Raw genomic sequence first — 12538 nt, 5'->3', positions numbered from 1 at the left:
TCGCGGGGGTCAGAGGTTTTTCGAAGCCCAGTCGGTCAATGCTTGCAGGGACGGCAGCAGCGCCGCACCGGACGGCGTCAGGCTGTACTGCACCGAGAGCGGCGGTCCGTTGTCCACTGTTCGCTGGACCAGGCCGGCCTTGCCGAGCTCACCGAGCCGCTCGGACAGGACCGAATCGCTGATACCACCGACGGCCCGGCGTAGGTCCGCGAATCCCATCGACCCGTTCATCAGGGTGGCCAGCAGAATTCCGTTCCATCGCTTGCCGAGGAAGCCGAACGCTTTGGTCAGGGCTCCGTCGCAGGCACGAGGTTCGTGAGTGGGTTCGTTCGCGGCCATGACCCCACCGTACCGAAGTGCTACTGTCTGCCTTGCCACTTCTGATTCACTAGTGGCCTCAGAAATGAAAGCAGGGCTCATGTTCATCGCAACAGTCGTCGTGTCGGTGCTGCTGGCCGTGGCACTCACGTTCTCCGCCGTCGGAAAGCTGACGCGCAACCCCTCCGTCGTCCCGATGCTCGAACAGGTGGGCGTGCCCGCAGACAAGATTCCGTAGTTGGCCTACGCGGAGATCCTCGGTGCCATCGGCCTGCTCGTCGGCCTGTTCGCATGGCCGATCGGGGTCGCGGCAGCCATCGGCGTCATCGCGTACTTCGTCGGAGCAGTCGTCGCGCACCTGCGCATCAAGGACAAGGAATTCGGTCCGGCGGCAGGCCTGGCCGTGTTCGCCGTCGTTGCCCTGGTCCTACGGGTGCTCAGCGCCTGACCAGTCGTAGTCCATCTGGCCCGCGGTGGCGAGAGCCTGATCGGCGCTCGTCCACCGCGCGACCAGATGCAGCGCAAGGTCCAGGCCTGCACTGATACCGGCCGACGTCGCCAGATCACCGTGGTCGATGTATCGAACTCCCTCGTGCACGGCCAGCGCGGGCCAGCGGGTGCGCAACAGGTCGAGGTCCTCCCAGTGCGTGGTGACCGGACGCGAATCGAGCAGGCCCGCCGCGGCGAGAACGAAAGCACCGGTGCACACCGATGCGACAACTTCTGCGGTGGGTCGAAGTCGCTGCAGCCACTGAAGCACTCGGCCGTCCGCTTCGACCGCGTCGACGACACCGCCGGGAACCAGGACGAGGTCGTAGGTCCGTGGATCGTCGATCGTGGTGTCGACGCCGATCCTCATCCCACCTCGCGCGCGTACCGCTGCGTCGTCGAGCCCGACGAGCGTCATGTCGAAAGGCACCGCGCTACCGGCACGTTGGGCCACCCGATTGGCCACCGAGAACACCTCGAACGGCCCGCAGGCATCGAGCACCTCGACGTCGTCGAACAACAGAATCGCAATACTTCTCATTTTCGCCCTCAGCTGCTCGTGGTCGAAACGATGACGGGCACCATGATCGCTGCCGTCACCGCGGCATTGACGTCCGAGACCGCTTTGCGGACAGCTGCACCCGCCCACTCACCCTCGGCGATCTGCTTGGCCCTCGTCTTCAGCACCTTCTTGTCGGCATCGACGATGACCTTGTGCGTCAGATCGACTGCCGAGATAAGTGAGATCAGAGCAGCCGAATGCGGCGTCGGCGTTGTGCCGTCGACGAGAGCGCTCCGCAGTGCATCCCGCAGCACCTTCTCCCGCGAGGTGTCGCGAGCCGGCCACGTCGTCGTCGGGAACAGCCCCCAGACCTTGTCCTGCTTCTCGGTGACGAAGCCCTGCGCGACCAGACGCGCAGCCAGTTCCTTCGCCAGATTCTTCTGCGACTTCTCGATCACCTTCTGCGGCTTCATCGGCCGCGACGCCGTTGCCACCAGATCGAACACCCGGCGCAGCAACGGGTCTGCGGGCGGATCTCCCGCGACGACGACGTGGTCCTTCTTGGTCTGCTCACCGGGACCGGTGATGCGGAGCGACCCGCCCAGGGCGAGCTCGACGACCAGCGCACCCGCGAGAACACGGGGCAACTTGGTGGAATCGGCCGATGGCTTGCCCGATTCTTCGTCGAGCAACAACAGCAGCAGGTCCTCCGCAATCAAGGTCATGCTGCGAGATTACCCACAGTGCGCGCTGGATTTGCGGTGTTCATCCGGGCGAAATCGACTGTTCAGTCGGCCCAGCCCACTCAGTTGATCAGACTCTGCCAATTCGAGGGCACCCGTTCACGGGGGCCCGGAACCGTCTGATCGAGCGGATGATGTTGCGGCGGAGCAAGTTCGGGCCCGTCGTACATCTGCTCGTCCTCGTAGTTGTAGAACCAGTCCTCACCGGGCTCGTAGCTGCGCACGAACTGGTGCCGAGTGGATTCGGCGTGCTTGCTGGCGTGCTGCGACGGAGACGAATCACAGCACCCGATGTGCCCGCACTGCGCACATCGCCGCAGATGCACCCACCACCCCTGCGTCTGCGTGCACTCCACGCAGCCCGGGCCGGACGGCGGGACTGTCGGATCGATACCGTCGATTGTCATAATGCCTCCTCGATTGCTGGATGAACGGGCAGTCGCACGATGAATCGGGTGTCCCCCGGCTGGGACACCACTCGCAGATCGCCCTGATGTTTCTTCACCACGATCCGCCACGAGATGTCCAGACCGAGCCCCGTGCCCTCACCGACGGCCTTGGTGGTGAAGAACGGCTCGAATATTCGCGACCGAATATCCTCCGGCACACCGGGTCCGGTATCGCACACCTCGATCTGCACCTGATCGTCGTCGAGAAGTGTGCGGACGGTGAGCGTGCCGCGGCCCTCCATGGCCTGCACCGCATTGTCGATCAGATTGGTCCATACCTGATTGAGCTCGGCGGCATACGCGGGAATGGGAGGTACCGACGGGTCGTATTCCTTCACCACGCGGATATCGTCACCGATCTTGCGCCCCAACATGATCAGCGTGCTGTCGAGCAGTTCCCGTACGTCGACGGTCTGGTAGGGCGCTCGATCCATCTGCGAGTACTGCTTGGCCGCGCCGACCAGAGTGGAGATCCGAGTGGTCGAATCCGAGATCTCGTTCATCAACAACTCGGTTTCCACCGTGTAGTTGAGCCACCTGATCGCCCCTTCGAGCATGGCCGGATCCCCCACCGTCGCCGACACCCGATCCAGCCACGGCACGTCGAGACCCGCCGAGACGAAAGTGGGGGCCAGATCCCATCCCCCGTCGATTCCGTTGTCGTCGAACCACTCTCCGAGCTCGTCCTCCCGGTCCGACGCCTCCATGGCCGTCAACTTGGGCGCCTTGGCCACCAACTCCACGGCCTCGTTCTGCAGTCCGACCAGATGCGACAAGCTCGAGCGATCGAGAGTCCCGCCGGCAATCATTGCCAATTTCTGCCGCATGTGCGCCACCCGATTTCGCAACGCGGACGTCGCCCGCACCGCGGCCGCGGCCGGATTGTTCAGCTCGTGCGTCAACCCGGCCGACAGAGAACCCAACGCCAACAAGCGTTCTCGCTGCTCGACGACCTGCTTGGTGTTCTGGTTTCCGAAGAACAATCCCTCGAGCAGATGGAGGGCCATCGGGAACCACTCGCGCACGATCGAGGCGAAGCAGTCGGCATCGAGGACGAAGAACCGGGACTGCGCGGTCACCCGCATCGAACCCTGGTAGGTCTGCGGTACTCGATCGCCCAGATACGCCTGCCACGCACCGGCATACACCCCGCGCTGCGAGGTGCGATTGACCACCAGGTCTTCCCCGCCCGAGAGCTTCGAGAGCACCACCGAGCCCTCGATCAACACGTAGAAGCACGTCGCTGGGTCGCCCTCCGCGTACACCGGCCCCGGCTCGATCGTTTCGATACGGCCGTCTCGACACAGCTCGGCGAGCTGTGCGTCGGTGAGCTGCTCGAACAAGAACAGCGTCCGCAACTCCTCCGGATCGCACAGGGGCGCGTTCACGGATTTGCCAGGTATCTGTGCACCAACATCACGGCCATCGCTCCTTCTCCCACTGCCGAGGCAACCCGCTTGGCCGAGTCCGACCGGACGTCACCGGCCGCGAACACTCCCGGCACGCTCGTCTCGAGGTGGTGCGGCAACCGCGCGGGTGTCCACCCGGCAGGACCGCGGCCGTCGACCACCAGATCGGGGCCCGTCACCACGAATCCGTGATCGTCACGCACGAGCACGCCGTCGAGCCAATCGGTCCGCGGTGCCGCGCCGATGAACAGGAACAGGTACTGCGCGTCCACCGTCGTCGTCTCGTCGGTTGCCCTGTTGTGCAGCGTGATCTGCTCGAGGTGCCCGTCACCGGAGACGCCGACGACCTCGGTGCACGGCCGAACGCTGATCTTCGGGTTCTCCTCGATCTGCTTGATGAGGTAGTACGACATCGATGCCTCGAGGGACGCCGCACGGATCAGGATCGTCACCGACCTCGCGCCCCGCGAGAGATAGACCGCCGCCTGGCCTGCGGAGTTCGCGCCGCCGACGATGAAGACGTCCTGCTCGGCGCAGCGAGCTGCCTCGGTCATCGCCGATCCGTAGAACACTCCGCGACCGGTGAAGTCGTCGATTCCGGGGGCCTCCAACCGGCGGTAGGCGACGCCGGTGGACAGGATGATCGTCTGGGCGCTGATGCTGCGGCCGTCGGCGAACCGCACGGTCCGCGCAGCGCCGTTGGTCTCCAAGGCCACGACGTCCTGCGTGGTGACCACCTCGGCACCGAACTTCAGCGCCTGCCGCCGAGCCCGCTCCGCGAGTTGTGCACCCGAGACGCCGTCGGGAAAACCGAGGTAGTTCTCGATGCGTGAACTCTGCCCGGCCTGCCCGCCCGTCGCGGTGCGCTCGATCAACGTGGTGCGCAGGCCCTCGGACGCGCCGTAGAGCGCAGCGCCGAGTCCGGCCGGGCCGCCGCCGATGACGACGAGGTCGTAGAACTCTTCCGACGGCGAGACCGTCAGCCCAAGGCGGTTGCCGAGCTCGGCATCGGACGGCTCGATCAGCGCGTCACCTTCGGTGGTGATGACCACCGGCAGCCGGTCGTCTGCCACTCCGGCCGCGGCCAACAGCCGCGCACCCTCGGATTCGTCGGACATGTACCAGCGGTACGGCAGTTGATTGCGGGCGAGGAACTCCCTGATCTCCGAGGACCGCGCAGACCAGCGGTGACCGACGATCTTGGTGTCCTCCACGGCCCGGTGGTCGTACGCACACCAGGCTTCGAGCTGAGCGTCGAGGACGGGGTAGAGCTTTTCCTCGGGTGGATCCCACGGCTTGAGCAGGTAGTAGTCGAGATCGATGACGTTGATGGCGTCGATCGCAGCGTCGGTGTCGGCATAGGCGGTGAGCAGGATTCGCCGCGCCGTCGGGAACAGATCCATGGCCTGTTCGAGAAATTCCATGCCGCTCATGTTCGGCATGCGGTAGTCGGCCAACAGAATCGCGACCGGAGTGCCGCGCAACGTCAATTCCTTCAGTGCATCGAGCGCCCCGGCACCGGATTCCGCGCGCACGATGCGGTACTGCTCGCCGTACCGGCGGCGCAGGTCGCGGGCGACCGAACGCGATACTCCGGGATCGTCGTCGACGCTGAGAATGACCGGTTTCATGACCCTCCAGGACTGGTGCTCGTCAACCTCATGAGCATGCCACCACCGGACCCCCTATGGGAGGTGAGTGACGGCGTCGAGCCTGGGAACAGCAGGGTCAGATTCGGCCGCGCCTGATCAGATCGATCTCCTGCGGGGTGAGCAGCCGCTCGAGCTTCTCGGCAGGCCAGGTACGCGGACTGCCGCTCATCCTGGCGGTCTTCAACAGGGGCAGATCACTGCTTGTACGACGCATTATCGACTGTAATTTCACGGTGGATCACTCCGAACAATTTCTTCGTTGGTCCCGACACTCCGCTTGCTACATCGATCAGTGTCCGCCCGGCGTTAACGCCGGGCTGGGATCTCGTACGGCGTTTCGCGCCGAAAGACCGTTTCTCCCCGCTCTACGTGGGGTAAACATCGGCCCACATCAACTGATCGGGGAACGTTCGTGAACACGTCGGGAAAATCCACGTCGGGACATTCGGGAACAGGAAAATCACTGGCCAATTCGGTTCAGGACAACGGTGCATTCGAGAAGGCGGCCCGGGCCGGCCACTTCGTCAGCGGAGTGCTGCACATCCTGATCGGGTACATCGCCATCCGATTGGCGTTCGGTCAGGGCGGTAACGCCGACCAGTCCGGAGCACTCGCAGAACTGGCCGAGAAGCCCGGCGGCAAGATCGCACTGTGGGTTGCCGTCGTCGCGTTCGTGGCACTGGCCCTGTGGCGCATCGTCGAGGCCATCGTCGGCAAGAAGTCCGATTCCGACGAGGGCAGCGCGATGGATCGACTGAAGGCGGCAGCGCTGGCCGTCGTCTACATCGCCTTCGCATTCTCTACCTACGGTTTCGCGACCGGATCCGGTAAGTCCAGTGGGCAACAGAACGCCGGCTACTCGGCGCGACTGATGGAATCCGGTGGCGGCAAGCTCGTTTTGATCGTCATCGCCCTGATCGTCATCGGCGTCGGCGGATACCACGTCTACAAGGGCGTCTCGAAGAATTTCCTCGACGACCTCGAAGGCAGTCAGAGCGGAGCGGTCGTGAAGCTTGGCATCGCCGGATACGCGGCCAAGGGCACGGCGCTCGTGGGGGCGGGAATCCTCGTCGTCGTAGCGGTACTGCAGTCGGACCCGTCGAAGGCCACCGGAATCGACGGTGCCGTCAAGACCCTGGGAGCCCAGCCGTACGGGCAGGTTCTGTTGATCCTCGCCGGCGTGGGAATCGCTCTGTACGGCCTGTATGCATTCGTTCTGGCTCGCCGCGCTCGCATGTGAGCAGGAGTGGAGCTCGCTTCGCTCGCATGTGAGTGGAAGTTCGTAGTGGGCTACGAGGTTCCACTCACATGGTGGCCGAGTGTGGTCACGGCCACATAGGATGCACACGATTGGTGTGACGATCAGTTGCAGCTATTCCTACAACCCGGAGGCCCACGTTGAGCAAGACCCTCGAAGCCACGATCGACATCGATGCCAGTCCGCAGGCCGTGTGGTCGGTCGTCTCGGACCTACAGCGCATGGGCGAGTGGAGTCCGCAGTGCAAGAAGATGAAGGTCTTCGGCGGACCCGTCGGCAAGGGCACCCGAACGCTCAACATCAACCGCAAGGGCCTGCTCGTGTGGCCGACCAGCGCCAAGGTCGTCACCTTCGAGCCGAACAAGGCACTGGCGTTCCGCATCGTCGAGAACAAGACGATCTGGTCGTACACGCTCACTCCGACGGCAAACGGAACCACCGTCGTCGAGAAGCGGGAAGCCCCCAGCGGCACCTCGGCCGTGTCGTCGCTGCTGGTCAAGCGGATCCTCGGCGGGATCGACGAGTTCGATGTCGAGCTGGTCGAAGGCATGAACAGCACGCTCCGACGCATCAAGACCGAAAGCGAAAAGTCGAGCCGAAAATAACTTTTCTCAGGAAGGTTTCAGGTTTGTTACCCCTGGGCATCCATGGTTTCGACAAGCAATCGATACACACGGAAAGTGGGGGCAACACATGTTGGGTCTCGGAATCATCGGCTGGATCATCATCGGCGGTCTCGCCGGCTGGATCGGCAGCAAGATCATGAAGACCGATGCTCAGATGGGCATCATCCTGAACATCGTCGTCGGCATCATCGGCGGCCTCATCGGTGGATACCTGCTCAAGGTCTTCGGCGTCGACGTCGAAGGTGGCGGCCTGATCTTCAGCTTCATCACCTGCATCCTCGGTGCATGCATCCTGCTGTTCCTGGTCAAGCTCGTGACCGGTCGCAGCCGCGTCTGATTTCACTCGCACTTCCCGACTGCCGGGGCCGCTCACGTACTCTGTGAGGGCCCCGGCAGTCGTTTTGTTCGCCGTCCGATCAGCTCCCGGCGTCCAATCCCTGCCCGCATCCGAGCTCGCCCGACAGTAAGAGGAGACCGTGGCACGCCGTCCCGCCCCGATTGATCAACCACCCCGCACGGGAGTGGCTCACATCGTCGACCTGGTTCGCGAAACGGTTCCACCGCTGCACCCCGCCGGACTGCCCTTCGTCGGTGGTCCCCTGGCCGTCGCAGTGCTCGGCCGTCGGTCGAAGTGGGTCCGCAATGCCGGGCTCGTCGCCGCCGGAGCCTGCGCCACCTTCTTCCGCCACCCGTCGCGCGTGCCGCCGAACCGCCCCGGCGTCGTCGTCGCTCCCGCCGACGGTTTGGTCACCCTCGTCGACACCGCGATCCCGCCCGCCGAGCTCGATCTCGGTGCACAGCCCGTGCCGCGAGTGAGCATCTTCCTGTCCGTTCTGGACGTGCACGTGCAGCGTGTTCCCGTCGGCGGACGCGTGGTCGAGGTCGTGCATCGCCGCGGCCAGTTCAAGTCCGCAGACCTGGCCGAAGCCAGTGAGGTCAACGAGCGCAACAGCATGCACATCGAGACCGAATCCGGTCACCACGTCGGCGTGGTGCAGATCGCCGGTCTCATCGCTCGACGCATCGTCAACAACGCGAAGGTCGGAGACGTGCTCTCCATCGGCGACACGTACGGCCTGATCCGATTCGGCTCCCGCGTCGACACCTACTTCCCGGCCGGGACGACGCTCCTCGTCGAACGCGGCCAACGAGCGGTCGGTGCCGAGACGGTACTCGCCGAGCTCCCCCAGTAGAAACGACATGATCACCAGACGCGCCAAGCCGCCTGCTGCTATCCGTCTGCTTCCGTCGGTCGTCACCATTCTCGCGTTGTGCTCCGGGCTGTCGGCGGTCAAGTTCGCTCTCGACGGTCAACTCGGAACCGCACTCGCGATGATCGGTGCCGCTGCGATACTCGATGCACTGGACGGCCGCATCGCTCGTCTGCTCGACGCCACCAGCAAGATCGGTGCCGAGCTGGATTCTCTGTCCGATGCAATCTCGTTCGGCGTCGCGCCCGCCCTGGTGCTCTACGTGACTCTGCTCGAGGGCAGTAGTGGCGGTTGGATCGTCGCACTGGTGTACGCCGTGAGCATCGTGCTCCGCCTCGCCCGGTTCAACACCCTGCTCGACGAGGACGACACCCCGGCGTACGCCCGCGAGTTCTTCACCGGGGTCCCCGCACCCGCAGGTGCACTCATCGCGCTCGCCCCGATCGCTGCATTCGAGGAATTCGGCGACGGCTGGTGGGCCTCGTTCTACGTCGTCGCCGGCTGGTCGATCCTCACCGCAGGCCTGATCGTGAGCACCATCCCCACTCTCGCGCTCAAGACGGTCTCGGTGCCACCGCGCTTGGCCGCCGGTTTGCTGGTGTTGGTCGCGCTGCTCGCTGCCGCGCTCATCACCTTCCCGCTGGTCCTGCTGATGGGATTGGTGTTCGCCTACCTCGTACACATTCCGTTCGCGGTGCGCTCGCAGCGCTGGACGGCTGCACGCCCGTACACGTGGGATGCGAAGCCGGCCGAGCGTCGCGCGGAACGCCGCGCCATTCGACGGTCGCCCGGCAACGCGCGCCGGTCGCAGGCGCGTCTGGGACTTCGCCGACCGCGCAGCTGACGACCCCATTAGGTTGGACGTGTGACCGAATCCCGAACCCCCGAGCTCGTTCTCACCACCCGATTGAACACCTCGGCCGCCGACGCCAGGCGAGGCGTCGTCCGACTCCATCCCGAGGTCTTGGCGGCGCTCGGTCTGCGGGAGTGGGATGCCGTCTCGCTCATCGGTTCTCGGCGTACGGCTGCGGTGGTTGCCGAGGCTCCCAACGGAATCCCGCAGGGTACCGCGCTACTCGACGACGTCACGCTCTCCAACGCCGGACTACGCGAAAATGCCTCTGTGGCAGTCGCTCCCGTGACGGTCTACGGGGCGAGAACCGTCACGGTCACCGGATCGGCCCTGGCCACCGGTTCCATCTCCGACGCCACCCTGCGCCAAGCGCTACTCGGCAAGGTCCTCACCGTGGGCGACACCGTGTCGCTCCTCCCCCGCGATCTGGGGCCCGGCACATCGACGTCGACGGCCACGCAGGCACTGTCGCGAACGTTCGGGGTGGCGTGGACGACCGAACTGTTGACGGTCTCGGCCGTCGAACCCTCCGGCGGTCCCGTGAGCGTGCAACCCAATTCTGCGGTGAGCTGGGGACGCGGCACGGTCGCCTCGGGATCACCCGAATCGGCCTCGGCCACATCGGTTCCGACGCCCGGAGCTGCGGCCCCGCCACGCGTCAGCGCAGCCGACCTGGTGGGTATGAGCACTGCACAGGCCAAACTCACCGAGTGGCTACGACTGGCGCTCGACGAGTCGGAACTGCTCGCCACCCTCGGCGCATCTCCGCATCTGGGTGTGCTGATCACCGGCCCCGGCGGAGTGGGCAAGACGACGTTGGCACGCGCCGTCATCGGCGAACGGCGATGCGTCGTGCTGGACGGGCCGTCGATCGGCGCATTGGAGGCGTCGGCTCGCGTCGAACGCGTCACTGCTGCGGTGGACGAACTGACCGGCTCGGGGGTGCTGCTGATCACCGATGTCGACGCGTTGCTGCCGTCCGATCCGGAGCCTGCGTCGACGTTCGTCCTCGATGTGCTGCGCCGTGCCGTCGACACTCCCGGCTTCGCACTGATCGTGACGACGGCACATCCCGAGGCCACCGACGCCAGAGTGCGTGGGCAGGATCTGTGCGATCGCGAACTGACCCTCACTCTCCCCGATGCCGCCGGTCGCAGAGCGTTACTGGAGCATCTACTGAAGAAGGTCCCTCAGGAAGATGTCGACCTTGTCGAAATAGCCTCACGGGCACCGGGTTTCGTTGTCGCCGATCTCGCTGCCCTGGTGCGCGAAGCGGCGCTACGAGCGGCTGCGCGGGCATCCAACGATGCCACCGCCGCCTCACTGATGCACGACGACCTGATCGGCGCGTTGCAGGTGATTCGGCCGTTGTCGCGCTCGGGTGCCGAGGAATTGGCGATCGGCAGCCTCTCCCTCGAGGACGTGGGAGACATGGTCGAGACCAAGCAGGCCCTGACCGAGGCCGTATTGTGGCCGCTGCGTCATCCGGATTCGTTCGCGCGCTTGGGCATCGAGCCACCGCGAGGGGTTCTACTGTACGGCCCACCCGGATGCGGCAAGACGTTTCTGGTGCGCGCCCTGGCCAGTTCGGGCCAGCTCAGCGTGCACTCGGTCAAGGGCGCGGAACTGATGGACAAATGGGTCGGGTCCTCGGAAAAGGCTGTGCGCGAACTGTTTCAGCGCGCCCGCGACTCCGCCCCCTCGCTCATCTTTCTCGACGAAGTAGACGCCCTCGTACCGCGTCGCGGGCAGAGTTCGGATTCCGGTGTCGGCGACCGAGTGGTCGCGGCACTGCTGACCGAGCTCGACGGCGTCGAACCACTGCGCGACGTCGTCGTTCTCGGCGCAACGAACCGGCCCGATCTGATCGACCCGGCTCTACTGCGGCCCGGCAGGCTCGAGCGCCTGGTCTTCGTCCCGCCGCCGGATGCCGATGCGCGAGTGGACATCCTGAAGGCGTCGGGCAAGTCGATCCCGCTCGCCGAGGATGTCGATCTCGAAGCCCTCGCACGCGATCTCGACGACTACTCCGCCGCGGACTGCGCGGCCCTGCTGCGCGAGGCCGCACTGACGGCGATGCGTCGGTCGATGGACGCAGCAGACGTCACCGCCGAGGATGTCGCCACCGCTCGGGCGACGGTCAAACCGTCACTCGATCCCGAGCAGGTGGCGCATCTGCGGGCTTACGGGAGTGCCTAGCGGCAGTGGTGTGGTTATGCGCCCTCCGCGGCACATAACCACACCACTGCGCAGCACTTACTTCCAGCGGGCCAGAACTTCTTCGGCGCGCTTGGCGAGCACCATCTGGAAGATCGGGCCGAAGCTGATGCGACCGACGCCGAGGGAAGCGAAGTGCGAGAGGTCGCCCTCGGCGGGGTTGGCGATGGCGTTGATGGGCAGCGGGAGTTCTTCGGCGAGACGCTTGTAGTCGTCGTCGTTGTGGAAGCCGACGGGGTAGAGCGAGTCGGCACCGGCAGCGGCGGCCAGTTTCAGGCGTGCGATGGCGCGGTCGACGCGATCGTTCTCGTCACCGATCTGCTTGACGAACAGGTCGGTGCGGGCGTTGATGACGACGTGGACGTCGGTGGCGTCTGATGCCGCGCGGAGGGCTCCGACGAAGTCGGCGTGTTCCTGTGCTTCGCGGAGTCGGCCGCCCTCGCTGTGGACGGTGTCCTCGATGTTGAGGCCGACGGCTCCGGCGGAGATCAGTCCGTCGATCAGGCGCTTGGGGTCTTCTCCGTAGCCGGATTCGATGTCGACCGAGAGCGGTGCGTCCACGGCGGCGGAGATCTGGGAGATGCGGGTGAGCAGTTCGTCGAAGGTGATGCCCTCGTTGTCGGGCTTGCCGATGGAGTCGGAGACGGGGTGGCTGCCAACGGTCAGTGCAGTGAAGCCGGCGGACACGGCGAGGTTGGCGGACCAGGCGTCCCATACGGTCGGCAGGACGACCGGGTTGCCCGGCTGGTGCAGCTCGAGCAGGGTGGTGGCCTTCTGGGACAGGTCGGTCATGGAGACTCCTTCGCGGCGG

At 65.2% G+C, this 12538-nt stretch carries 15 protein-coding genes; 8 read left to right on the top strand and 7 right to left on the bottom strand.

Features of this window, described 5'->3' with window-relative positions; genetic code table 11:
• Positions 1-9: 9 nt before the first annotated feature.
• On the bottom strand, positions 10-339 hold the full coding sequence (locus tag ASH04_RS02915; protein WP_032365146.1) for a winged helix-turn-helix transcriptional regulator: 330 nt from the start codon (positions 337-339) through the stop codon (positions 10-12).
• A 79-nt stretch (positions 340-418) separates the two neighbouring features.
• On the opposite strand from ASH04_RS02915, the gene ASH04_RS27085 reads away from it, so the two are divergent.
• Together ASH04_RS27085 and ASH04_RS27080 are read left to right on the top strand one after the other, a co-directional pair.
• Positions 419-556: a hypothetical protein gene (locus ASH04_RS27085; protein ID WP_235579906.1), complete on the top strand. Its 138-nt coding sequence runs from the start codon at positions 419-421 to the stop codon at positions 554-556.
• Complete coding sequence (locus ASH04_RS27080) at positions 557-766, top strand: DoxX family protein (protein WP_235579905.1); 210 nt, start codon at positions 557-559, stop codon at positions 764-766. It abuts the gene before it with no gap.
• Here ASH04_RS27080 and ASH04_RS02905 read toward each other — a convergent pair.
• From ASH04_RS02905 to ASH04_RS02885, 5 genes are all read right to left on the bottom strand, one after another.
• The gene (locus ASH04_RS02905) at positions 746-1348 is read right to left on the bottom strand and encodes a DJ-1/PfpI family protein (protein ID WP_057472696.1); all 603 of its coding nucleotides are present in this window, start codon (positions 1346-1348) and stop codon (positions 746-748) included. The two genes, ASH04_RS27080 and ASH04_RS02905, sit on opposite strands and share 21 nt — an antisense overlap.
• A gap of 8 nt (positions 1349-1356) precedes the next feature.
• Positions 1357-2034, bottom strand: a complete 678-nt coding sequence (locus ASH04_RS02900) for a GOLPH3/VPS74 family protein (protein ID WP_057472695.1) — start codon at positions 2032-2034, stop codon at positions 1357-1359.
• Between the two features lie 80 nt (positions 2035-2114).
• Entirely contained in the window at positions 2115-2459 is a 345-nt protein-coding gene (locus tag ASH04_RS02895; protein ID WP_032382254.1) for a UBP-type zinc finger domain-containing protein, read from the bottom strand.
• Positions 2456-3889, bottom strand: coding sequence for an ATP-binding protein (locus ASH04_RS02890; RefSeq protein WP_057472694.1), 1434 nt, complete (start codon positions 3887-3889; stop codon positions 2456-2458). Before ASH04_RS02890 ends, ASH04_RS02895 begins: the two co-directional genes overlap by 4 nt.
• Positions 3886-5541 carry an FAD-dependent oxidoreductase gene (locus ASH04_RS02885; RefSeq protein WP_032386146.1) on the bottom strand — a complete coding sequence of 552 codons (1656 nt, stop codon included), beginning with the start codon at positions 5539-5541 and terminating at the stop codon, positions 3886-3888. Before ASH04_RS02885 ends, ASH04_RS02890 begins: the two co-directional genes overlap by 4 nt.
• A 484-nt stretch (positions 5542-6025) precedes the next feature.
• On the opposite strand from ASH04_RS02885, the gene ASH04_RS02880 reads away from it, so the two are divergent.
• The 6 genes from ASH04_RS02880 to ASH04_RS02855 all read left to right on the top strand — a co-directional run bounded on the left by ASH04_RS02880 (position 6026) and on the right by ASH04_RS02855 (position 11709).
• Positions 6026-6802 carry a DUF1206 domain-containing protein gene (locus ASH04_RS02880; protein ID WP_155293710.1) on the top strand — a complete coding sequence of 259 codons (777 nt, stop codon included), beginning with the start codon at positions 6026-6028 and terminating at the stop codon, positions 6800-6802.
• 158 nt (positions 6803-6960) lie between these two features.
• Positions 6961-7425 (top strand): SRPBCC family protein, encoded by a 465-nt coding sequence (locus ASH04_RS02875; protein WP_057472693.1) that lies wholly within the window; start codon positions 6961-6963, stop codon positions 7423-7425.
• An 88-nt stretch (positions 7426-7513) separates the two neighbouring features.
• Positions 7514-7783 (top strand): GlsB/YeaQ/YmgE family stress response membrane protein, encoded by a 270-nt coding sequence (locus ASH04_RS02870; RefSeq protein ID WP_027498459.1) that lies wholly within the window; start codon positions 7514-7516, stop codon positions 7781-7783.
• A gap of 139 nt (positions 7784-7922) precedes the next feature.
• Positions 7923-8639, top strand: a complete 717-nt coding sequence (locus tag ASH04_RS02865) for a phosphatidylserine decarboxylase (protein WP_032365139.1) — start codon at positions 7923-7925, stop codon at positions 8637-8639.
• A gap of 7 nt (positions 8640-8646) precedes the next feature.
• Complete coding sequence (locus ASH04_RS02860; RefSeq protein WP_027498461.1) at positions 8647-9501, top strand: CDP-alcohol phosphatidyltransferase family protein; 855 nt, start codon at positions 8647-8649, stop codon at positions 9499-9501.
• A 21-nt stretch (positions 9502-9522) separates the two neighbouring features.
• Positions 9523-11709, top strand: a complete 2187-nt coding sequence (locus ASH04_RS02855) for an AAA family ATPase (protein WP_057472692.1) — start codon at positions 9523-9525, stop codon at positions 11707-11709.
• Between the two features lie 57 nt (positions 11710-11766).
• Here the strand turns inward: ASH04_RS02855 and ASH04_RS02850 are convergent, their stop codons facing one another.
• A complete protein-coding gene (locus ASH04_RS02850; protein ID WP_032365137.1) occupies positions 11767-12519 on the bottom strand; it encodes an isocitrate lyase/PEP mutase family protein in 753 nt (250 codons plus the stop codon).
• Positions 12520-12538: the final 19 nt, after the last annotated feature.

The sequence above is a fragment of the Rhodococcus sp. Leaf233 genome (genome assembly GCF_001426165.1).
GTDB lineage: Bacteria > Actinomycetota > Actinomycetes > Mycobacteriales > Mycobacteriaceae > Rhodococcoides > Rhodococcoides fascians.
Note: the sequence above shows the minus strand (reverse complement) of the source record. Positions and strands in the feature narration are given on the sequence as shown.

Coding starts and splice junctions, on each gene's coding strand:
- ASH04_RS27085 (WP_235579906.1), top strand. CDS start 419: ATGTTCATCGCAACAGTCGTCGTGTCGGTGCTGCTGGCCGTGGCACTC.
- ASH04_RS02900 (WP_057472695.1), bottom strand. CDS start 2,034: ATGACCTTGATTGCGGAGGACCTGCTGCTGTTGTTGCTCGACGAAGAA.
- ASH04_RS02850 (WP_032365137.1), bottom strand. CDS start 12,519: ATGACCGACCTGTCCCAGAAGGCCACCACCCTGCTCGAGCTGCACCAG.
- ASH04_RS02870 (WP_027498459.1), top strand. CDS start 7,514: ATGTTGGGTCTCGGAATCATCGGCTGGATCATCATCGGCGGTCTCGCC.
- ASH04_RS02860 (WP_027498461.1), top strand. CDS start 8,647: ATGATCACCAGACGCGCCAAGCCGCCTGCTGCTATCCGTCTGCTTCCG.
- ASH04_RS02905 (WP_057472696.1), bottom strand. CDS start 1,348: ATGAGAAGTATTGCGATTCTGTTGTTCGACGACGTCGAGGTGCTCGAT.
- ASH04_RS02915 (WP_032365146.1), bottom strand. CDS start 339: ATGGCCGCGAACGAACCCACTCACGAACCTCGTGCCTGCGACGGAGCC.
- ASH04_RS02895 (WP_032382254.1), bottom strand. CDS start 2,459: ATGACAATCGACGGTATCGATCCGACAGTCCCGCCGTCCGGCCCGGGC.
- ASH04_RS02885 (WP_032386146.1), bottom strand. CDS start 5,541: ATGAAACCGGTCATTCTCAGCGTCGACGACGATCCCGGAGTATCGCGT.